This window comes from Bacillus sp. NH11B (assembly GCF_001884205.1).
Taxonomy (GTDB): Bacteria; Bacillota; Bacilli; order Bacillales; family Bacillaceae_G; genus Bacillus_A; species Bacillus_A proteolyticus.
Window position 1 is genome coordinate 23,124 of the sequence record NZ_MAOG01000052.1, and the last position, 21,483, is coordinate 44,606.

Annotated in this window: 18 protein-coding genes and 3 pseudogenes; 5 read left to right on the plus strand and 16 right to left on the minus strand. The window is 35.7% G+C overall.

Features of this window, described 5'->3' with window-relative positions; genetic code table 11:
- Positions 1 to 8 precede the first annotated feature (8 nt).
- Positions 9 to 986 carry a SagB/ThcOx family dehydrogenase gene (locus tag BAU27_RS08435; RefSeq protein WP_071770642.1) on the minus strand — a complete coding sequence of 326 codons (978 nt, stop codon included), beginning with the start codon at positions 984 to 986 and terminating at the stop codon, positions 9 to 11.
- 467 nt (positions 987 to 1,453) lie between these two features.
- On the opposite strand from BAU27_RS08435, the gene BAU27_RS08440 reads away from it, so the two are divergent.
- Complete coding sequence (locus BAU27_RS08440) at positions 1,454 to 1,882, plus strand: DDE-type integrase/transposase/recombinase (RefSeq protein ID WP_139254629.1); 429 nt, start codon at positions 1,454 to 1,456, stop codon at positions 1,880 to 1,882.
- Between the two features lie 123 nt (positions 1,883 to 2,005).
- Here BAU27_RS08440 and BAU27_RS08445 read toward each other — a convergent pair whose 3' ends face one another.
- From BAU27_RS08445 to BAU27_RS08470, 6 genes and pseudogenes are all read right to left on the minus strand, one after another.
- Complete coding sequence (locus BAU27_RS08445; protein ID WP_071770644.1) at positions 2,006 to 2,434, minus strand: DUF5412 domain-containing protein; 429 nt, start codon at positions 2,432 to 2,434, stop codon at positions 2,006 to 2,008.
- A 152-nt stretch (positions 2,435 to 2,586) separates the two neighbouring features.
- Positions 2,587 to 3,393: pseudogene (locus tag BAU27_RS08450) on the minus strand (HAD family hydrolase).
- Between the two features lie 342 nt (positions 3,394 to 3,735).
- Positions 3,736 to 3,840, minus strand: coding sequence for a YjcZ family sporulation protein (locus BAU27_RS08455; protein WP_071770645.1), 105 nt, complete (start codon positions 3,838 to 3,840; stop codon positions 3,736 to 3,738).
- Positions 3,841 to 4,182: 342 nt separating this feature from the next.
- Complete coding sequence (locus tag BAU27_RS08460) at positions 4,183 to 4,284, minus strand: YjcZ family sporulation protein (RefSeq protein WP_000505675.1); 102 nt, start codon at positions 4,282 to 4,284, stop codon at positions 4,183 to 4,185.
- A 753-nt stretch (positions 4,285 to 5,037) separates the two neighbouring features.
- A complete protein-coding gene (locus BAU27_RS08465; RefSeq protein WP_071770647.1) occupies positions 5,038 to 7,122 on the minus strand; it encodes a serine hydrolase domain-containing protein in 2,085 nt (694 codons plus the stop codon).
- A 93-nt stretch (positions 7,123 to 7,215) separates the two neighbouring features.
- Entirely contained in the window at positions 7,216 to 8,382 is a 1,167-nt protein-coding gene (locus BAU27_RS08470) for a serine hydrolase domain-containing protein (protein WP_071770648.1), read from the minus strand.
- A 360-nt stretch (positions 8,383 to 8,742) separates the two neighbouring features.
- Here BAU27_RS08470 and BAU27_RS08480 point away from each other — a divergent pair, with 360 nt between their 5' ends.
- Both BAU27_RS08480 and BAU27_RS08485 read left to right on the plus strand, forming a co-directional pair.
- Complete coding sequence (locus tag BAU27_RS08480) at positions 8,743 to 9,267, plus strand: tubby C-terminal domain-like protein (RefSeq protein WP_071770650.1); 525 nt, start codon at positions 8,743 to 8,745, stop codon at positions 9,265 to 9,267.
- 296 nt (positions 9,268 to 9,563) lie between these two features.
- The gene (locus BAU27_RS08485; protein ID WP_071770651.1) at positions 9,564 to 10,268 is read left to right on the plus strand and encodes an anthrax toxin lethal factor-related metalloendopeptidase; all 705 of its coding nucleotides are present in this window, start codon (positions 9,564 to 9,566) and stop codon (positions 10,266 to 10,268) included.
- A gap of 601 nt (positions 10,269 to 10,869) precedes the next feature.
- Here the strand turns inward: BAU27_RS08485 and BAU27_RS08495 are convergent.
- The 5 genes from BAU27_RS08495 to BAU27_RS08515 all read right to left on the minus strand — a co-directional run bounded on the left by BAU27_RS08495 (position 10,870) and on the right by BAU27_RS08515 (position 15,105).
- Positions 10,870 to 11,145, minus strand: coding sequence for a hypothetical protein (locus BAU27_RS08495; RefSeq protein ID WP_000550339.1), 276 nt, complete (start codon positions 11,143 to 11,145; stop codon positions 10,870 to 10,872).
- 561 nt (positions 11,146 to 11,706) lie between these two features.
- The gene (locus BAU27_RS08500; RefSeq protein ID WP_071770652.1) at positions 11,707 to 12,096 is read right to left on the minus strand and encodes a YxeA family protein; all 390 of its coding nucleotides are present in this window, start codon (positions 12,094 to 12,096) and stop codon (positions 11,707 to 11,709) included.
- A 377-nt stretch (positions 12,097 to 12,473) separates the two neighbouring features.
- The gene (locus BAU27_RS08505) at positions 12,474 to 13,652 is read right to left on the minus strand and encodes an MFS transporter (protein ID WP_071770653.1); all 1,179 of its coding nucleotides are present in this window, start codon (positions 13,650 to 13,652) and stop codon (positions 12,474 to 12,476) included.
- A gap of 63 nt (positions 13,653 to 13,715) precedes the next feature.
- Entirely contained in the window at positions 13,716 to 14,363 is a 648-nt protein-coding gene (locus BAU27_RS08510; protein WP_071770654.1) for an MOSC domain-containing protein, read from the minus strand.
- A gap of 61 nt (positions 14,364 to 14,424) precedes the next feature.
- Positions 14,425 to 15,105, minus strand: coding sequence for a FadR/GntR family transcriptional regulator (locus tag BAU27_RS08515; RefSeq protein WP_071770655.1), 681 nt, complete (start codon positions 15,103 to 15,105; stop codon positions 14,425 to 14,427).
- A gap of 104 nt (positions 15,106 to 15,209) precedes the next feature.
- Between BAU27_RS08515 and BAU27_RS08520 the strand changes: the two are divergent.
- A pseudogene (locus tag BAU27_RS08520) lies at positions 15,210 to 15,681 on the plus strand (Tn3 family transposase); the annotation flags it as partial.
- A 250-nt stretch (positions 15,682 to 15,931) separates the two neighbouring features.
- Here the strand turns inward: BAU27_RS08520 and BAU27_RS08525 are convergent.
- From BAU27_RS08525 to BAU27_RS08540, 4 genes and pseudogenes are all read right to left on the minus strand, one after another.
- A pseudogene (locus tag BAU27_RS08525) lies at positions 15,932 to 16,138 on the minus strand (IS4 family transposase); the annotation flags it as partial.
- A gap of 36 nt (positions 16,139 to 16,174) precedes the next feature.
- Positions 16,175 to 16,573 carry an IS200/IS605 family transposase gene (tnpA, locus tag BAU27_RS08530; RefSeq protein ID WP_070142913.1) on the minus strand — a complete coding sequence of 133 codons (399 nt, stop codon included), beginning with the start codon at positions 16,571 to 16,573 and terminating at the stop codon, positions 16,175 to 16,177.
- A gap of 302 nt (positions 16,574 to 16,875) precedes the next feature.
- Positions 16,876 to 17,298 (minus strand): DUF1801 domain-containing protein, encoded by a 423-nt coding sequence (locus BAU27_RS08535; RefSeq protein ID WP_071770656.1) that lies wholly within the window; start codon positions 17,296 to 17,298, stop codon positions 16,876 to 16,878.
- A 372-nt stretch (positions 17,299 to 17,670) separates the two neighbouring features.
- Positions 17,671 to 19,716, minus strand: a complete 2,046-nt coding sequence (locus tag BAU27_RS08540) for a sigma-54 interaction domain-containing protein (protein ID WP_071770657.1) — start codon at positions 19,714 to 19,716, stop codon at positions 17,671 to 17,673.
- Positions 19,717 to 19,983: 267 nt separating this feature from the next.
- Here BAU27_RS08540 and BAU27_RS08545 point away from each other — a divergent pair, with 267 nt between their 5' ends.
- On the plus strand, positions 19,984 to 21,396 hold the full coding sequence (locus tag BAU27_RS08545) for a YfcC family protein (protein WP_071770658.1): 1,413 nt from the start codon (positions 19,984 to 19,986) through the stop codon (positions 21,394 to 21,396).
- Positions 21,397 to 21,483: the final 87 nt, after the last annotated feature.

The window sequence follows — 21,483 nt, forward strand, 5'->3', positions numbered from 1 at the left end:
CATTTCATCTATTCGTTAACTTTTAAGCCAACTTCAAGCCCATGGAGAAATACTTGATGGTTATCTAAACTTAAAAAGCGCTGAATCTCTTCAAATTTCATATGACCAACGGAACAAACTCCTAAATTTAATGTCTCAGCTACCATATTTAAGGTAGCAGTGATGATGCCTGACTCAATACAAGCAAATAAATATCCATCTGAACCGTATTTCGGCATGGAAGCGCTCGCATTATATACTAAATAAACTGAAAAGGCAGACTGAGTAAATAACTCCTGGTTAATTAACTCATGATCACTTTTGATTACTTGATCAATATTGTTTACAATCACAAGACTATTCTTTGATGGGTTAAAATAATAAAAACCAGCTTTCATACCTTCTATACGTTTTGGTTTTATATAAACAAAGATATCAATAGGATAGAGCCCGCCTGCACTTGCGTAATGATAGTTTATTTTTTCTTCTTTAACCTGTTTTAGAGTGGATATGAATTGGGAAAATTCCGAAAAACTAATATGTTTTTTCATATCAAATTGGCGACAAGACCTACGCTCCTTGATTATAGTGGGTAACTCATTTGTTGTTTCAAGTTGAATTTCGGCTGACCGCGCAGCATGGTGCGTTCGATTTAATTGTTCACTAATATACTTATCTAAGTCCTCTTTAGAAAAGCGAATCTTATTGCTATATGGATTCGGAAAAATTTTTTCTTGTGTGGAAAATACTTCTCTTGGATGTAATATGTTACTTACTAACACACGATTTTTGATCATAAGTTCTATTATTTTTTGTGTCTCTTCTTCATTTCCTAACGAAAAACGATCTACTAGCTCGTTAATCGTCACACCTTTTTGAGTCAAAAAATAAAACTCAGGAAACCACTCAGATAAAACGCCTGTAAATCTCGTTTCTCCTATCAAAACTTCATTATGCAACTTCTCCCAATGCTTAATAGGAGACCAGTAATAAATTTGCTCGCTCATATTCCCCTCCATAAATGATTAACTTATTTTACTTCCAATCCACAAAATTTCAGATTGTATTTCTTGTCCCATAGCAACTATGAATGCATGTACTTCAAGACCGCCTGAGGATAATAAAATAACTTTTTTTCTTTAAAATCTTTTATTTCATCATAAAACACTATTTTTTATTGAGCATTTCACATCCTTTTCCTGAGTAATCCCATAAAATATAAACCTTTTAAAACATTGGGAATATTCATGTATTTTCAATGTGAAATTATTGTAATGGATTGGAAAGCAGATGAATATAGTTATTAAACAAAATAATATTGAGAAAGTTTTATTTGTTATAGCAATAAAGCTTTAAAATGAGATTTATTACATATAAATTAAGAGGTTCTGTTGCAAATTTTTCTAAATGAGACTACACTCTACAAAAAGAGTAAGGCGAAACACAAGTGCGATGAAAACAGTTCAAGAAAGATATTATTTTGGTAGCCGTCGGCTACTGCTGTCGTTTTTCTTTAAGTTATCGTGATGTCTCTGAAATTTTAAAAGAACGTGATTATCAGGCTGCTTATAGATTTATGAAAACATTTGGCGAACCAACGGCTCTAATAACAGACAAAGCGCCGGCATTACTTTGCGCATTTAAGAAATTAAGAAAACAAGGTTTTTATTCAAATAAAACGCATTGTACAATCAAACATTTGAACAATCTCATCGAACAGGATCATAGGCATGTCAAGAGGCGTTTTGCCAAATCCGCAGGATTTCAGAACCTTCGGCATGCTTCACGTACAATAAAAGGAATCGAAACCATTCATGCTCTATATAAAAGAAACCGAAGTCTTGGCTCAGACTTCGGTTTTTCAGCGTATAATGAATTACACAAATTATTAATCACTGCCTAAATGGTTCCACCATTTATCAACACCTGTTTATGCTGTTGAAACTTTGCAACAGAACCCTTTTCACTCATATAATCCTATCTATAGTTAAACAAATAAGATTGAATAAATTTAATTTTTCTTGTTTTATCTAATAAATTGTTTAGGCATTTCTTTAACGTGCTTATCATCATCACGCCAATCATAGGTTTCTTTCTGTGAAATATCTAAAGTTTGATCTCCAATTCTAACAATATTCTTATTTACCCATTGAATATATGGATCCGTATCTGGATAGTTCCAATATATATTTTTCTCTGAATCTGTATCAAGGTTAACTAATTCACCCCTAACAGCATCCGCACTTAATGATCCTGCATTATGAAAATAAGTCTTAATGAGATATTTTCCATCTGGAGATTTCACTGTTCGGATTAATTCACCTTTTGGAACACCTTGCAAACTAAAAAATTTCCAATATCCAAATCCAATTATAATTACTAACATAGTAAGTATAGTTATTAATACTTTTCTTTTTGTTTTTTTAATTTTAACTTTTGGATTTATAATACTCACTCATTCAACTCCGGTCCATAGAATACAAACCATATTATACCATTAAATAAATGGTATAATATATCCAAAAATAAAAATCCTAACTTAATAGTTTTTATAAAAAGGGCATATTTCACATACTTCTCGATATAGGAAGTAACCATTCTATCCTTTTAACTGTTGTTAACAGTACAAATTAATTTTTCTAATACTTGAGCTACACCATCTTTATCATTGGTATCGGTAATAAAATATGCAGCATCCTTCAATTTAGGTATTGCATTCCCCATAGCAATTGGAAAACCACACGTATAGAATAGCTCTAAATCATTCCAATCGTCTCCAAAGACCATCATGTTACCCATAGGGATATTATTTTGGGTGCAGATTTCCCTTACAGCCCGTTCTTTAGAAACACCTTTTGCCATGATTTGAGTTAAAGTTCCTGCATCGGTACATATCGTACTTACTTTATGTGCAAACTGTTTTTGTAGTTTTTCATAATGAGTATATTGTGAGATTAATAATTTTGAAGCACTAACTTTTTTTAATTCATTTAATGGAACTACAATTGGATTTACAACTGCATTCATGGTTTTGTTGTAATCCAATGTTTTATTACTGTACCATGTATCTTCCGATTCAACTGAGAGGCATGCATTAGCCTGGTGAGTAATAACAAATTCTATAATTTCATCTGTGATTGCTGATTCAATTGGGTAATGTTGTCTCTAACCTAATGTGTTATCTACTATCAAAGCTCCATTGTAGTAAATCATAGTTGCAATGTTTTGAAGTTCGTGAGGAAGAAAAACTTTAACTGATCGTGGTGCCCTTGCCGTAGCAAAAATAACTTTTATTCCTTTCTTCAGACAGGCCAGTATAGCCTTTCTATTTCTTTCTGACACTTTCTTTTGTGAATCTAATAAAGTACCATCTAAATCTAAAACGATTGCTTTAATCTCGGATTCTAGTTCCATATGTATGTCCCCTTTTTTACAGTATAAACTCCTCTTTTTATGTTCTATATCAAGTTTTAAATCCCTGTATATTCCATACATGTGAAGTAAACATAACGCATCAATTATAAGTAGTAACCAAATCCCAGAAAGTCATTCATATCAATAGTTTTCTAGCTTTCCGTTCCCTTCTCTGTATGCAAAATTTCATACATTCCTGTCACAACAGCATCTGGCAGTTCAAACCGTTCTTTTAGTCTGCATGAAATCCTGCATATCCTTAGCGTATAAAATCTGCATTTTGCCTTCAGTACCCCATAAAGAAAAGACACCCATATAAGAGTGTCTTTTCTGATAGTTTTTTTAGCAGAAGCAAGCAGCTCCAACTATAATTAATAAAATAAATAATATAACTACTAAGGCAAATCCTCCACAACTACCACCAAAGCCCTTAATAAGAGTCACTATATCATTTTGGGGAAATTGTAAGTTTAGATATAATTTAGAGACAAATCATCCGATTTTCTGTACTTTAATGTTTGTTTTAAAAAATAGTTGTAGACTGAAAAGGTACTTTCCATACTTGAAAACACCTTTTTATTTGTTAAGAAATTTTGCAACGGCTTTCCGCTCGTTATCTTTCTGACCTGATTCAAAGGAATTTCTATGTTCTTATTAAGGATACAGCACAAATATATCTAGGTTCCCACCTAATTTACATTTTATATATATTTATTAGGTTTAATTAATTTAATGTAAATTAATTAAAGAAAAGACACTCTTATATGAGTGTCTTTTCTGATAGTTTTTTTAGCAGAAGCAAGCAGCTCCAACTATGATTAATAAAATAAATAATACAACTACTAAAGCAAATCCTCCAGCAAAGCCGCCACAACTACCACCAAAGCCCATAATAGTTCCTCCTTTAGATAAGAGGGGAAAACACGGGGTCACTCATGTATTTTAATGGATTCAATTTACTTTATGTTTTAACGCATGAATTGAGCAGGTCCTTTTGAAAATAAAAAAAAGACACCCTAAGGTGCCTTCCTCCGACTTGAACCATCTTAATTTTAATAATATGTATTGGACTCCCATCCAAATATTATTTTACCATGTTAAGTAATATTTGGGTACCGCCACATGCCCATCAAGCTAAGATAAATCATTATCCCATAGCCATCAATTTAAAAATTTTATAAAATCCCCAGTATGAAAATTCCGTGTATTTTTGACAGAAAATGGCTTGTTTTTTCGTTTTGGGGGTACTCTAAATATTAGCTTGATGGAGATGTGGTAGGGCCCTATATTTGACTCTTTTTCTACACCTAAATATTCTAAAGTTCGTTCTAACATAAGTGCAGCCTGTTGACGTGTGAGTTTGCCATATGGGGTAAACTTAGTAGCTGAAACACCTCGGATAATTCCTGTATCCTATAGGGCTTGTACATCATAATACCGGCTGCGAACGTATTTACATCAAGAAGATTAATGGAGCAAATGATGATTGCCCAGAATTGGTATGATAGCTGTTTTTGCAGAGTTTGAGCGCGATATTATTCGTTGAAATTCTATTCTTAAAGTTAATACGTAAATACAAACAAAACCAGCAAAACACCGTCCCTATGTCGTACTGGTTTTGTTGAAGTCCATCTTGAATTTTACCTAGTTCAACGTAATTGCAAATTCTGAGTTCGGTGCCCCAGCAATTACAACCGTTCCGTTCTTCGGCAGTTTTACTTTGTTATTGCCGCTCACGATGGTAAAGTTGACGCATACTCCATTCTCATCATACACCGCGAACGCACCCTTTGATGGCAATGTCACGGTCATCCTTTTCCCTGCTGCCGCTTGCGGGATCGTAAACCATTTAGCATGCCCATTTGCTTGCAGCGTAACTTTGGATGATTGGCCTGCATCAAGTGGTTTTACGTTGGTTCCACTTACATATAACAACCCGGCCATTTCCATATATTCATTGCCGCCTTCTGTATAGAAATGCGTTTCCGTCGTATCACGGCCATTCATCACGGGGATCTGGAGCTGATGCGTCGCGGTGTTCGGACCTGTAATTTTTCTGCCCTCCCAATAGCCCGCCAGACCTTCCTTACGAGTAATTTGTGTGGTAATAAGTTTCGGTTGTACAAGATATTCAATAGAACTAAATTTCTCATTCACGAGATAGAACTTGACACCTTCCCGCTTCGCCCATGCGGCAGCAGTTTTCTTTGATAGCACATTGTCTTCTAGTTTCTCGGCTAAATAGTGAGTCATCGCACCTTGCCCTAAGTCTGGTGTCGATTTATATGTGCTCTCCCTCAAATAAATTCTTCCATTCTTCTCGGTGACGAAGTTGAGCTTAGAAGTACCCTTCTCATTAATAAAGCTTCCATCCGCAGTATATACATATTTTTCTTCTCGATTAGATGGTAAGAACAGCTCTCCATTATTCGTAATTTCAATTTTGAAATGAGTTTCGCTATTGCCATAAAAGCCCGCTTTCTTTGCCACGTCTTGAGGCATCCTGACCTTGACCGGCTTGCCAAAAGATTTATTCGGCTTGATGTTCTTAATTGTACCCCTCTCTTTAAGTGCGGCGAGCAGCAATTCAGTTGCCATCAGTTGATTTGTAGAGCTTCGTCCACCGGATGACAACACAGCTGCTGCCATTTTCTGTTCCGGAAGCACGACCAGTATAGCATGTTGCAGTGCCGTGTCGCCGCCCTTAGCCAAGCCTTTTATCCCATATTCACTGAATGGGTATAGTTTCACACTATCCCAGCCAAGACCATAGTTAAAAATATTATCTCCATCCCCCGGCCACATTCCTTTTTTATATTCCTCTTGCTCCATCGCCTTGACTACCTTATCAGAGAGGATCCCTTTTCCCTGTCCCATAAATAATTGTGAGAATCGCACCATATCTTCTGCAGTGGAAGAGATCCCTCCCGTACCAATCACATTCACCGATTCAATTGGAAGCTGCCCTTGGTACGCCGGAAAATAAAGTCCAGCCCGCTTTTCATCTCTCCATTTGTCCTGCGGCGTTCTTGTATGATCCATCTTTAAGGGTTCTGTAAACCGTTGATGTAGAAATTCGGTAAAGCTCATACCACTGACTCTTTCCACCAAAATTTCGGCCAGCGTAAAGCCATCATTGCAGTATACCGAGAACTCGCCAGGGTCTGCTTTCAGGCTCTGGTTGGACAATTGCTGCAACAAGAAATCATGGGAATAGGTATCATTATCGTTAAATAAAAATGCATTACTTAACGTGGAACCTTGCAAGCCAGAGGAGTGATTCAACAACATACGCGGGGTAATGCGTTTGTATCGCCCATCTTTCATCTTAAAATCAGGAACATAGTTGACGACAGGGGCATCCAAATCGACTTTTCCTTCGTCGACCAATTTCATTACAGCCGCTGTTGCATACATTTTACTGACTGAACCAATCCCGTATAGAGTATCTTTGGTTAGCGGCTGTTCCCCTTCCATATCGTTCTTTCCAGCCTGCCCCGACAAAGTAAGTTTGCCATTATCAATTAGCGCATACTGCACGCTAGTCGTCCCATGGGACTTCGTGAGTAGCTCAGCCTTCTCTGCTGCAATCTTCTTCAGTTCTTGGCTAGCTACTTCTTCGTTAGATACAACTGTAGTCTTACTGTCAGAAAATGCTTTCGCCCCTGTTGGTAGGATCATAGTTAGCGCTAATGAAGCGGCTAACACACCAGTTAGCTTATTTTTCATGAGGGAATTTCCTCCTTAGATAAGTGATCGATTTCATCATTTATTTGTTTAACCATGAAAATATGATAAAATTTATCCGTTCTTCCTTTTGGCCTACTTGCTAAATTCAGCAAGTAAAATATTTTTAAAAGGATCAGGACTATCAGCTTTAAGGCAGTTCAAATTGACGGCCAATGTATGCTTGCCTCCCAGTGTGCCTCCAACAAAAGTAACAAACCCTGGAATACTACCTCCGTGTCCCCATATTGAGACACCGTTTGGAAGCTTAGTTTCATAGATTCCAAGACCATATCTCCCGAGTTCAGCTTCTCCTGTAGGAACTGTAGTAAGCATTTGTTTTAGTTGCTGTTCTTTCAGTAATTTACCTCCAAGTAAGTAAGAGAAGAATTTGTTTAAGTCGTCAGCAGTAGAAATCATATCTCCAGCCGAGCTACCCATACTTGGGTTGTAATAAGTAACGTCTTTTAGCTCACTTGCTCCGTCCAGTTGAACATATCCACGGGCATGCTTGGTACCTGGAATAACGCTTGAATTGCCAGGTAGGAATGTATTCGACAATTCAAGCGGTTCAATAATCCGATTTTCAATCACTTCCGCATAGCTGTTTCCAGTTACTTTTTCAATAAGGAGACCCAGTAATACGTATCCTGTGTTTGAATAAGACCAGCCCTTTCCTGGAGCAAAGTCTGGTGGAAGAGAAATCCCCATCTTTACTAGTTCTTCAGCCGTATACGATTTTTTAGTATCCATAAGATTAAAGTCTTTTGACCTTGTGTATTCAGCAATACCACTTGTGTGGTTCAATAATTGTCGGATAGTAATCTGTTTATCATCATACCCGTTTCCTTTAATGACACCAGGCAACCATTTTTCAATAGAGTCGTCTAGATTCAAGCGGTTCTCTTCGGCTAATTGAAGTACAACTGTTGCAGTGAACGTCTTCGTCACGCTACCAATGCGAAAGCGAAAATCTGTTTTCATTGGTTTTTTACTGCTCAGATTCGCTACCCCAGCGGCATAACTCCATGTTTTTCCACCCTCAGAAGTTTTAGCAAGTATCCCCGGGAATCCAAGTTGCAATGTATCCCGCATTGCTTGCTTGACAGAATTACGATCTTGTTGAGTACTTGTTTGTAACGAACTAGATACACTTTGAGTAAGTTCTGCTTTTACAATTAAGGTTGGCATTGTGTATAACAGGGAACTTCCAGCTATTAAAAGGGCAAGACTTGCAAATGTAATTTGGCTACGTGTTTTCATAAGGTATTCCTCTTCTCTATTTATATTGTATAGTTAGTTGCTTGCTATTTCGTATTAACCACACAGCTACCATCTCCACCAATGACAAAAGGTCAACATTGAATTCGTAATCATCTTCATAATTATTATTTTTACAAATGTCATTCTGTCCTGGGTAAATCCCTCTTTTTCCACATAAATGTTAACCACAGAAATTACTTCTTTTCCTTGAAACACTCTTGTTACTGGTTTGTTTTTCATATATAAGTCATATCTGTTCCGCCTTTCACGCCTCTTTATATTTTTATCATACAAAATGGAAATTTCTTTTTTCTTACCCATTTATTACAAATTACTTACGTTCAAAATAGCTTCTATAAAATGAAGAAATATACATACTTACCTCCTAAGGTAAAAGACTCTACTAAATCGGTTGATGTTATGGATGAATCTGGAAATAAAGTATTCACATTTAAAAGAAATTACAAAAATATATTAACAAGAATGGCAACCTATGTATGGAATATTGATTGGAACGTTCAAATCGATGTTTATTCCAACGATAGAGATATAGTTTATCAGTGCATAAAGAATACCAAATGGTTAGGAAAACCTACGTATAAAGTTATTAACTGTCTGACGAGTAAAAAATATGAAGTAAGTTATATTACATGGCAAGTTATAACCCCTGAGCTTCTTATTAAATCTGAGTCCTGTGAACTCACAATAAAGAAAGCACCAATGGATTGGGCAAAATTTTATTATCAAGGTAAAGAAATAGCAAGGTGGAGAATGAAGACATCAGAATGGTTTAAAACATACTTAGAGATAGAAGAGGATTCTCCTATACAAGAACCAGAATTTTTTACGAGTATTGCACAAAGTCTGTTTTATGTCGGTGAATAACTAACTTCCTACAACGATAATTATGTAAATGAGCTGTCCATATCGATGGCTTATTTTATTTTTTGCCTAACGTGGGTTTTTCCGAAATGCTGGCGGTACCCCATCGCTATCAAGCTAAGAAAAATACAACTCTCCCAGAACGAGATTTTGTCCTAATTTGTAATAAAAAAGCTCATTTTTTCGTTTTGGGGTGGCTTTGTTTTCTTAAGTTTATGGGCATGCGTCGTACCCCATAAAGGGAAAAAGAATTAATTTTCGAATATTTAACTATAATATACTAAATTTAGGAGGAGCTTATGAAAAGGATTTTATTGAAAAAAGCATTTTCCGCGTTATTATTGACCACAGTTTTAACATTCTCATTTTCTACTGCTGCATTTGGAGAATCCGGAACTACCCAATCACTTAAAATGAACAATGTTCTTGAAAGGGTTGTGACGGTTGAAACAAAGGGTGCATTTGATCATGAAGAGACCCAAAATATGGTTGATCGTCTCTGGAGCATCCCAACTAATATATTGATCACCATGCATAAACAGGGAGTTCAGGTTAAACTGATTAATTTCCCTCTTACTGATTTGCCGGAGTATGAATATTTAAGGGGAACCGTTCCAAGGGGATGGGAACATACTCCATATACGTGGGATGATGTTCCAGGTGCAGGTGGGCAAACAGTTGTTGCTCGAATCGGTTACAGCTATAAAAAGATGCATAATTCTGTAAGCCTTGAGCTGCATGAAACAGCCCATTCCATTGATCGTTATGTATTTGACAATATTAGTTATTCGGATGAGTTTACTGAAATTCACGCTTTGGAGCATGATGATTTTAATGACAATCCATATTTCGATTACAAGGAAGAATATTTCGCCGAAGCCTTTGCCTATTTTTATGCTGGTCCAGACACGAAGGCTGAGTTAGAAGAAAAAGCTCCATTAACTTATAAATTTATTAATGAGTTGCAGCGGAATATCCCATCGGAAAAGCATTCAAATAAGTAGAATTATAGAATTTTTCCATAATCATGGGATTCCTAAGTTATAGAAACGGAATTCAAAAAGGAGTACGGCAAGAATTCCTTCTTTTTTGAGCCAATTAAAGAAAAGTCTTTTTATCCATTTAACGCTTGCTAGGTGTCAATATTTGTACGAAAAAAGCTGTAATCAGTGATTTTCACTTGATAAAATAATTTATTTGCGATATATTTTTTTTATAATTTCAAGGTATATAATAGGATTTTCCTGGCCAGGGGAATCCTATTTTTTTGTTCTAAAAGGGGGGCACGCTCCATCGCTATCAAGCTAAGAAATACAAATACCCCCAAAACGAGAGAATTGACATCTTCATGTGAAAATGTACATTTTTTTGTTTTGGGGTGTTATAAAATTTTAGCTTGATGGCGATGGGGTGGTACCCCTAATACCCCAGAAGGAAAAGAAAAGTATAATACAGGGCGTTCCATATATCATTGTAAAAGATCATGAAAATAACACTCAAAAATCAATTCTTGGATTCAGCACTCAATTATTAGAAGAGGCTATTTTATAATAATCATCTCAAAAAAAGAAACGAACAAAAATGTTCGTTTCTTTTTCATGGTGTTTAATGCTCAAGAAAACTTATAACCGCATAAGTATATAGAACGACTAGGGCAAAGGCACATATTCCCATAATAATAATCGCTAGTGCGCTTTTCTCTTGTCTAAACCCTATAATTCCAAGAATAAATGCACTCAACATCGTTACCTTAAGCATATTAGAAAGGTTGGGAATTGAATATTTACTCAACCAGGTAGAGAAACTTACAATTGCTAAAAAAGAGAACAAAGTTAGAACAATAGATGATATATTAATGTGCTTCCCATACTTCAAGTGCATTTCGCTACCCCTTTTCTTTTCATTAGTGAATAATAGGTAGATGGCTGTATTTTTATTTTATTCTAAATTTTCTTGAAAGTATAGAACAAAAAGAAGAGGTTGTCTCAAAAATCGCTGAATAGTTACTTTTGGGCAACCTCTTTTCTTTATTTTTACTTTCCTCTAGTTTAGAGATACTTGCTTCTTTTTTAAATTTTTCAAGTTCTTCACGTTCACGCGGAGACAATTTTTCTAGTAGGGGTACCACCCCATCACCATCAAGCTAAGAAATGCAGTAACTCTTTAGAAAACAATTCTAGTTCATCAGAAATTGACAAATTCATAAAAAAAACGCCACCCTTTCCCATGATTATACAGAAAGGATAACGTCTTTTTCGCTTTATGGATAGTACAAAACCTTAGATTGATAGTGATGTGCTCCTAAAGAAGCTTAAAATCTAAATAGTAGCATTTACATGTGTTTGTTATTGAAGTGATTATAAATGAATGGCTCCGAACTTATTTTGAGAAGATAATACAAAAGATGCTTATATGTTAACTATTTTTGTATTAGTTATATAATTATTTAACATTTAACTTTTCTTTTACTTTTGAAGGTACATCATCTTTTTGAATTTCTTCATAGGATTTAACTTCCTTAGAAGATATCTCTGTTTTGTTTTCATCAGCTTGGCTAATATAAAGACATAAAAATGCATTTTCATTTAATTTATGATCTTTTGATGCTTTTTTACTTCTAAATGTAACCTTTTTTTTCACTCCATTTTCATCATAGGCAGGTAAGGTGTAATTACGTAAGGTGTAGCCCTCTATCTTTTCTACTTCACCTTCTCCTTTTATTTGTACATAATACATATCTTTTCCAATCCTATTTAGAGAAGCTCTTTCACATCCTATAACTAAACTAGAAAACAGTATAAATACTGCAAAGATAGTTAAAATTCTTTTCATGCCATTCACTCCTTTTTATGTTCCTTCAGAGAGTATATAGCTGTTTTAATAATTGGAAAATCGAATAAGATTACAAAAAGATTACGATTTTGTAATCTTACATGAAATGAAATAAAAGCATTCGGGATGCAATCACATACTCATCACACTAAGATTTTGAAATATCCCAAAAAGAAAATTTTATATCTTTACGCTTATTTGTGGACATTCAACTTATTTTTTCATTTTGGGGAAGAATGTATTTCTTAAGTTGATAGCAATGGGGTACCACCCACATTTTAACGAAAATATACGCTAAGCAAATTCGATAAAAAAGAATATGGGCTTTCTACTCTAAGGAAAAGCCTACTCTAAGTTTTTATTATAACAACTGGATATCACTGTAAGACCTTAGTTTCTACTTTTCTCTGATTCATTACTAAAGTTAAAATGAACAAAATCACGCTTAAAAATAATATCATGAGAAACACCTGTTGATAACCTTGAGAAAAGTCACGTATAATACCTGCTAAAACAGGAATAAGTCCACCAATCATATATCCTCCTGACTGCATCATGGCAGTCCATGCACTTGCATCTTCCGGTGTATTTGTTTCATCCAACGGTAACATAAGAGCCAACGGAAATAACCCACCAAGCCCAATTCCAAGTAAAATAGAAGGGATCCATGCTGTAGTCAATGGATATATCATGAGTGACAAACCTATTACCACAAAACACACACTACCTAATAACCAAAATGTTCGATTTTTATAAAAATCCGCTAAAGTTGGAATGACAAAGCTACATACCATTTGAACAAATGTAAAGACGGTAACCAGAGTTCCAGCTTGCTGACTATTTAACCCTACACTTTGAGTTGCTGGAGCAAGCCAAGTGGTAATACAATAAAAAATACCTGATTGCAGTCCAAAAAAGACTGTAAACAACCATACCTTCTTATTTTTTAATGGTAATATATTGTTTTGTTTATTATGTGTTTTAGTAGTTTTATCTAGTCTCATAACGGGATACCAGAAGAGAAGAGCAACAATGGTAAACACACTCCAAAATGCAAGTGCCATATTCCAAGAGTCTTTCAATACATGTTGTAAAGGGATAGTCATCCCTGCGCTTAAGGAAGCACCTGTTCCCATTCCAACTGAATATACTCCTATCATTAAACCAATCTTAGTAGGAAACTTCTCCTTAATAAATCCGGATAGCAATGGACCAGCAACCGCAATACCAATACCAATAAATAGAGAGCTAATAAGCAATGTGAGAACTGAATAAGTAAAAACTCTCATACATGTTGCAACTCCAATTAAAATAAGACAAGCTAAAATTGCCTTTTCTGCTCCATACTTCTTGTTCACCTTACCTGTAAGTAATGCAAACACACCCATACATAATACGGGAATAGATGTCAGAAAACTAACGGAAAAGTTGCTCATGTTTAAGTCCTGACGAATTGTCTCTAATAAAGGTGAGATTGATGTGATTCCTATACGTAAATTAATAGAAGCAAAAAATAATGCCAATATATAGATATAGGTTCGTTTTCTATTTTTCAAATTATATATCTCCTCTCTCAAAACATCAATATTGAGTATATCATCTGATGTTTTACGGTGTAATTATTTATTTAATCGTTTCAATAGTAACTCTCTTAAACTGTCCGATAGTGCATCCACCTCAATAATTCTTTCTAGTGCTTCTTTATTGTATTTATTGTGGAATTTAACATGATTGACTTGTGAAATCGATACCCTTTTAGGATGCGATGCAACAAGTTGTAAACAATCACTTGCCGACACATTACCTTCTTGTAGCACTCGACATAGGAAACCGGTATATCCTGTTTGTTGCATTTCAAACGCTAGATTAGGAACGTCATATTTTTTAGCAAGCTTATAACATGGATTCCTTGGCTCGGAAACCTGTATGACTGCTTCTCCGAAAGCGAAGATATCCCCAATATGAACCTTTTCTTCAGTCAAACCGTATACCGTGATATTTTCTCCAAAGAGTGAATCATCTATCATGTTATGGATTATATTGTTCCAATAGGCGTAACGATTATAAGAATACACACACAAAGCTTTATCCTTTCCGCCATGGTCTTTATAGGCTTGTTCATCTCCAAGTAAACCTATTTTCGTTAAAAAAATCCTTCCTTGGACAGAACGCTTTCTTATCGCTGTTGAAATAACAGTTTTTCCATAGCTTAGATTTTCAACTTTGCCAATATTGATGGACTTTACTTGAAAAATAGTTCCTGACATTTTCTATCTCCCTTCATAATTCATAATATCATCTGATGTTTTTAGTTGTTATTTAAGGAGCTTATTTCAGCTCCAAATTTTGAATAGCGTATGTTTGTGCTTTCTCTGCATTTTGATTTGAAATAGCCTGGAACAATTTTTCATGAATAACAGAGTTGTCTTGATAGTCATTTGTATTTAATATCAATTGGGTTAGGATATGACGAAGAACGGGTACAAATGATTGATACAAATCCAACATAACCTGGTTCTTACTTGCTTTTACAATAGATAGATGAAATTGAATATCTGCATCTATATATTCTAAATAATTTCCCTCGTGAAAAGCGTTCTTCCTCTTATTTAAATATCCTTTTAGGAGTAAAAGGTCTTCCTCATCGCGGCGTTTTGCAGCCAGCATAGCTACTTCTTTATCTAACATATTTCTTGCTTCATACACATGGTCTATATTGGCATCTTGTAACCGTTTTTCAAATGAATCTTGTACCATACTTAGTGATACAATACGAGTACCGTGTCCTTGCCGAACCTCTAGTATGCCGGCATGTACTAAGATTTTTATACTTTCTCTTAGCGTCGAGCGTCCTACGCCTAGCTCTTCCATTAATTGTGGCTCTGTAGGAAGTCGATCGCCTACTGCGTACTCACCAGAAAAAATTTTTTCTTGTAGACGTTCTAAGACCTCATCCACTAACTTCCTATGAGAAACTTTCGAAAAAGACTTTTTTGAGTTTATATTCATCTGCTCATCTCCTGTTTTATTCGTTTTTATGATAACCAATTTAAGTTACTTTGACAATGTTATTTTTAGACAATTTAATCTTTCATTGATAATGACATGATTATGTGTCCGGTGCACTAATTATGGGAAAGTTAAGTTCTTATACTCGCCAGAATAAAGTAGCAAAGGCATTAAGAGAAATGGGTAGAATTGAAAAGACTATCTTTATTTTAGATTATCTTTCAGATAAAACGTTACGTAGAAAAGTTCAACGAGGATTAAACAAAGGGGAAGCAATGAATTCACTAGCAAGCAATATTTTTGGGGAAACACGGGGAATTCCGTGAACGTGCTCTCCAAGATCAGTTGCAACGAGCAAGTGTATTAAGTATTCTCATTAATGCCATCATTATATGGAACACCGTATATTTAAGTAAGGCTGTAGAGATGTTAAAAAGTACGCAAGGGTTTAACGAAGAACTATTAAAACATCTCTCACCACTAGGATGGGTGCATATCAATTTTTTAGGTGAGTACCGATTTAATATGAAAGATACTATAACGTTAGAATCTCTTCGTCCTTTACAACAAGCCTAAAAATAAGAGCCGGATTTTTCTTAGAGTAGAAAATCCGGCTCATTTTATGTCGAAATTTGCTTAGAGTATATTTTCGTTAAAATGTGGGCGGCATCCCAAGTTGATGGGCATGTGGTGGTACCCCACACCCATCAACTTAAGGGATATTTTTATACAAAATGCGATCTTTCCACGTAGTATTTTATTATCGTTTATAGATGTTATAAAAGTAGGCATATCAAATAAACCCTGACGGGTTTGAATTTTTTTACTATGCTACCTGATGAGTAGAAGTGATATACTCATACACAACACCCAAAATATCAAAGACTGTCTTTTTCTCGTATCGATGAGATTTTCGTCCGTTGTGCTGTAGGAGGTTAAACAGACGAAGGAGAACCTTTGATAGCTCTTGGGTGTTTTTGTGTAATGCTTGGTGAAAAAGTGAAAAATAATCTTTAATTATGTACATTGCTTTATTATGCTTTATTATGCTTTGTCATATCATTTCACCTCACTTTTCACCTTGGTTTTCAATATATTTCTTTACTACATCTATTGGAGAACCACCAGTAGTTAGTAAGCAAAAACTTCTTGACCAAAACATCTCTTTCCAAAGTTTCTTTTTCACTTGTGGAAAGTCTCTCTTGATTAGTCGAGAACTTGCACTTTTATAAGCATTAATAAATTTTGTCATTTCTGTATTCGGATGTGCCTTGAACAAAATATGAACATGGTCTACATCATGATTCCACTCTATCAGTGTTATGTTGTAATTCTCGGATAACCTGACAAACATGTCTTTTGCATAGTCTGATATATCATCATCGAACACATTTCTTCTGTATTTCACGACCAACACAAGATGATAATACAACAAGAACACTGAATGATTATTGCTATCTAATTTCATTTGTATACCAACCTTTATTCTCTATAAGACTGATTCTATCAGAGGCAAAATAAAAAGCAAAGCCTTTTGGCTACACCAAACCGAAATTCATCTCCCACCTATCGTTGGGCTACGCCCTTCACACGCTTGAGGAAGGAGAATTCTTTCGGGGAATACGTTAAAAATTTGTGACACCTTACATTGTTAACATAATATTTTTATCGTCTCCTTATGTTGATACTTACGCCTTAAGGAATACGGACACGATTCTGGGTATGAAGGGGCACTCTAGGAAAATGTTCAAAGTAATTCTATAAAATTCATTAATGATTTTGATACGTTTCCTTCAAAAAACTTACAGATTGTTTGATTAGCGCTTTTAGAACATTGCTATCAACGTCTGCCATTTTATTAATATAAATACACGATTTTCCAGAGGTGTATTTTCCAAAGCTTTTTAATAGTTCCTCTCTCTTAGGATCACCAGCTGCAAAATATAAACTAATTTTAGCCTTTCTTGGGGAAAAGCCTACTAATGGAGCATCTCCCTCATGACCAGATGCATACTTATAATGGTATGTTCCAAAGCCGATAATGCTTGGTCCCCACATTTTTGCTGTATAACCTGTTGTTTCAGTAAATATATCTAATAATTGATATGCGTTTTCTCGTTTTTTAAGATTTTTAACACTTTCAATAAATTCAATTACACTATTGTTAGTTTCTTTTGTTTTAAGTTTGTACATATCAAAATCACTCCTTTTTAGACATAGGTTTCATAACATATATAATTATAATATAGGGCTCATCATACAAGTCTCTCAACTTTAAAATGCTAACTGCTCCACGTATTACTGAATTTTTTTTATTAATATAAAATGCGGTACGTGAAATTTATTTATCTCTACAGCTAAATAAAAAATAAAAGATGGCTTAACATCAACCATCTTTTATGGCCCAGTACCTAAAAAAAACGCCATCCTTTCCTTTGATTCTACAGAAAGAATAGCGCTTTTTTGTTATACGGCTATAAAAAAGTTCAAATGTTCGTATTATCGCTTTTAGTAATGGCTAATTATATCATTTCCATTCACAATCAAAATATAGGAATGATTTCTTTAGCAATACACAGCAGACTTTGATTTAAGATAATACAAATACTCTATTCCTGCATCAGTGATCTTTGTACCTGCCCGTCCTCTGCCTTTTACGACGAATCCTTCACTTTCTAAAATATCCAGGCGACGGCGAATTTGCTGAGGAGATAAAATAAAGTCTGATTCTTTGCTTTTATTTGAAAGCAGATCTCTGCTTGCCGCTTTTCCCTTTTCGTTGCATTGCTTGATTACTTCCAAGATAAAAACATGCTCCTTCATTTCCAGTATACTTCCACATATGGAATGTTCGGATGTCACGCTGCCCCCCTCTTGTCCCATCATGGACGGAAGATCTCCTATCGTCACGATATTTCCCTCACAAATCGTTAGCATATAATCAATTGTGCTTTTTAGTTCTCGTATATTTCCAGGCCATTCATATTGCATGAAATACTCCAGTACATCTTGTTCTATCTTTACCCATTTTCCGCTCTTTGTGATGAAATGCTTAATCAAAATTGGTATATCCGCCCTTCTCTCAATGAGTGGTGGAATACAGAGATTAAGTACATTCAGTCGGTAAAATAAATCGGCTTTGAATGAACCGGCACGTATCTTTCCTTGAAGATCTTTATTTGTTGCGGTAATCACTCGAACATTAACAGGTATAATTCTTACACCGCCGATTCTTCGGATTTCTCCCTCCTGCAGAACGCGCAGCAGATGTGATTGAACTGTAAGACTTATGTCGCCGATTTCATCCAAAAAGATAGTTCCGTTATCCGCTAATTCAAACAGACCTTTCTTGCCCCCCTTTTGTGCTCCTGTAAATGTCCCTTCTTCGTAACCGAACAATTCACTTTCAAGCAGGTTCTCTGTTAATGCGCTACAGTTTACAGCCAGAAACGGTCCGTTTTTTCGCAATGAATGCTCATGAATAGCATGGGCAAACAGTTCTTTTCCTGTTCCTGTATCACCCTGAATTAAAATTGGATGTTCTGATAATGCAAGTTTCTTGGCGATTCGCTTACGCTCTTTCATTATAGTATGTTCGCCGATAATATCCTGAAATCCGTATTTAGTATGAAATCCTTTATTACGCATTTCTCTTTGCGCTGTTTTTTCAATTTCAAAGGCTTGATGTACACTCTTAAAAGTTGCGACAATTGTATTTTCTTGCACCATTTGCAATCGAAAAATTACAACATCCACGCCATCTATGTTGAAGAACTTGCTTTCATCCTTTCCATTCATGATGAAATCGGTAATATCCCGACGGCTCATCACATGTTCTATATGCTCATTAACCACATCTTGTGCCACAATATGAAACAATGCCGTAAGACGTTCATTGATTACCGTAATCCGTCCTTCCTGGTTAACGACCAATATTCCATCATCGACAGTTCCCAACACATTTTGGATATGCTCGCTCATCTGCTTAGCATCCCGCTCTGCATGTAATAGCTTACGTTGTAATTCAATGATATTGCTAATATACCTTTCTGAAACCTTCGAGGATATATCCTTGTTCAAACCGCAACATTCTACAACCTCCAGGATTGTTGTCATATCAAAAAGACGTACGCCTATATCGATTACTTCTTTTATGTAAGAAGGGCACAGATGTGTTTCTCCTGGCGAAACGGCAATTCGAACATCATCATAAAACAATACCCCCTTCCGAAAAGGGATAAATTGAATATGATCGATACCAAGTTGATATAAGGATTCAATAAGATTTATAGTTGCATCATCATTATCATTCACCACCAGAACTGATGAATCTTCAGGTATTCTTAAAAGTTTATCAATATATTCATGATGAACTGTTCTCTTTCCCACAATTATTTCCTCAGCATTCACGCTATACATATCATTTGTTTGATCATAAACAGAAGCTGATGAATACAAGATAATTGTATCTTCAAGGGACTGCGGTATTCCCTCATCCGCAGCATAGCTTTTAATATGAACATAGTCCCCAAGCAATTGTTCCAGTTGCTCCTGTAAGGCTTGCTTTGTTTTTAAGCTTCCAGCTATGAGTGTAAGTGAAAATTTTGACATTAAAACACCTGCCTACGTTTAAATTGGTTCTATTATATCGCCAAAAAAGAACAATAAAAACCAAAAACTCGAATCTTACCATAAAAATCCCCTTAAAAATCAATCTATTAATACTGGCACAGATATTGCATATATAAATCGATGAAGTGTCCGAGGTTATGAAAAGGAGGTAAACAGCAGAATACGCGAAAAAGAACATAGTCTATTGGCGGCACGGTAAGCATTCTATTTCAACCCATTTATTTTAAATACAAAGGAGGAACACATATGAGCCAACTACACGAACAGACTATTTCGCTTGGAAAAAAAGAGAAAAAAATTAATGTTTTTGTATTGCTGTTCGGCATTCTCGTAATAGCGACCCTATTAACTTATTTTTTGCCGACCGGAGAATATGCACGGATTGAAGTAAATGACCGGACAACTGTAGACCCAAATTCTTTTAAATCGATAGCATCAACTCCGGTCGGATTTTTCGATATGATAAAAGCTGTTCATACGGGAATGGTAGAAGCCGGCAATATTATATTTTTCTTATTGATTATCGGAGGATTTTTCGGCGTCTTAAGAGCAACAGGTACGGTTGATGTGCTTATCGCTACAATGGCTAGGAAGTTGGCGACACGTGAAAAACTATTGATTCCTGTCGTGACGCTGTTTTTCGCTGTAGGTGGCTCTTTAATGGGGATGGCGGAAGAAACACTGGCTTACCTTCCTCTTATCATTCCGCTGGCGTTGGCTCTGGGATTTGATGCAATTACAGGAACTGCTATCGTCATAGTAGGAGCATTGTCAGGGTTTACAACTGCCATCATGAATCCTTTCACAGTAGGACTTGCCCAAGGAATCGCAGAATTACCGATGTTCTCAGGCATAGTGTTTCGTCTTATTTTATTTGTTATCATCTACGTTGTTTCAGTTCTTTATATCTATCGTTACGCAATGAAGGTAAAGAAAAATCCTTCTATAGGAATCTACGGAAAGTACACAAAAGAAGACGCGAAAAAGTTACTGCAATCAAGTGGGAAGTTAACAACAAGACATAAGTTCATCTTAGGAGCTTTTGTAATTAATTATATCGTTTTGGCGTTTGGTGTAATCAAATTCCAATGGTATATTACAGAAATTACATCTTTATTCCTTTTATTGACAATAATAATTGGAATCATCGGCAAGCTATCTGCAGATCAGATTGTTAACTCTTTTATTAACGGCTCTGCATCCTTGCTCGGCGGTGCTTTGATTATTGGTGTATCGCGCGCCATTCTTGTTGTATTGAATGAGGGACATATCGTTGACCCTATGCTGCACCAATTATCTGTATCAATCAAGCATATTCCGGACTATTTAAGCGTTGTTGGCATGTACAATTTCCAGGCTCTTATTCATTTTGTTCTAGCATCTGGCACTGGTCATGCGATGCTGACAATGCCGATTATGGTGCCACTTGCAGACTTATTGGGTATTACACGCCAAACTGCAGTGTTATCTTTCTCTTTTGCTGATGGAATCGGAAATATGATTTTTCCGACCGCTACGACCTTAATGGCAGGCTTGGCGATTGCAGGAATTTCTTGGACAAAATGGGCAAAGTGGATTCTGCCACTTGTGTTCATTCACTATCTCATCGGATTAGTAGCTGTTATCATAGCTCACTTCATAGGATATGGTCCATTCTGATTTGAACTACCCCCCCTTTCACTTCGTTTAGAAGAGGGGGATTCCTAAGTAAAGAGTTCTATCGAACTCTAATTTATTAGGCTATCT

Excerpts from the sequence above, each read along its gene's own strand:
- tnpA (WP_070142913.1), bottom strand. The coding sequence starts at position 16,573 with ATGAAATTAGATAGCAATAATCATTCAGTGTTCTTGTTGTATTATCAT.
- BAU27_RS08460 (WP_000505675.1), bottom strand. The coding sequence starts at position 4,284 with ATGGGCTTTGGTGGTAGTTGTGGCGGCTTTGCTGGAGGATTTGCTTTA.
- BAU27_RS08485 (WP_071770651.1), top strand. The coding sequence starts at position 9,564 with ATGAAAAGGATTTTATTGAAAAAAGCATTTTCCGCGTTATTATTGACC.
- BAU27_RS08500 (WP_071770652.1), bottom strand. The coding sequence starts at position 12,096 with ATGAAAAGAATTTTAACTATCTTTGCAGTATTTATACTGTTTTCTAGT.
- BAU27_RS08435 (WP_071770642.1), bottom strand. The coding sequence starts at position 986 with ATGAGCGAGCAAATTTATTACTGGTCTCCTATTAAGCATTGGGAGAAG.
- BAU27_RS08545 (WP_071770658.1), top strand. The coding sequence starts at position 19,984 with ATGAGCCAACTACACGAACAGACTATTTCGCTTGGAAAAAAAGAGAAA.
- BAU27_RS08535 (WP_071770656.1), bottom strand. The coding sequence starts at position 17,298 with ATGTACAAACTTAAAACAAAAGAAACTAACAATAGTGTAATTGAATTT.
- BAU27_RS08515 (WP_071770655.1), bottom strand. The coding sequence starts at position 15,105 with ATGAATATAAACTCAAAAAAGTCTTTTTCGAAAGTTTCTCATAGGAAG.
- BAU27_RS08495 (WP_000550339.1), bottom strand. The coding sequence starts at position 11,145 with ATGCACTTGAAGTATGGGAAGCACATTAATATATCATCTATTGTTCTA.
- BAU27_RS08510 (WP_071770654.1), bottom strand. The coding sequence starts at position 14,363 with ATGTCAGGAACTATTTTTCAAGTAAAGTCCATCAATATTGGCAAAGTT.
- BAU27_RS08465 (WP_071770647.1), bottom strand. The coding sequence starts at position 7,122 with ATGAAAAATAAGCTAACTGGTGTGTTAGCCGCTTCATTAGCGCTAACT.
- BAU27_RS08540 (WP_071770657.1), bottom strand. The coding sequence starts at position 19,716 with ATGTCAAAATTTTCACTTACACTCATAGCTGGAAGCTTAAAAACAAAG.
- BAU27_RS08480 (WP_071770650.1), top strand. The coding sequence starts at position 8,743 with ATGAAGAAATATACATACTTACCTCCTAAGGTAAAAGACTCTACTAAA.
- BAU27_RS08470 (WP_071770648.1), bottom strand. The coding sequence starts at position 8,382 with ATGAAAACACGTAGCCAAATTACATTTGCAAGTCTTGCCCTTTTAATA.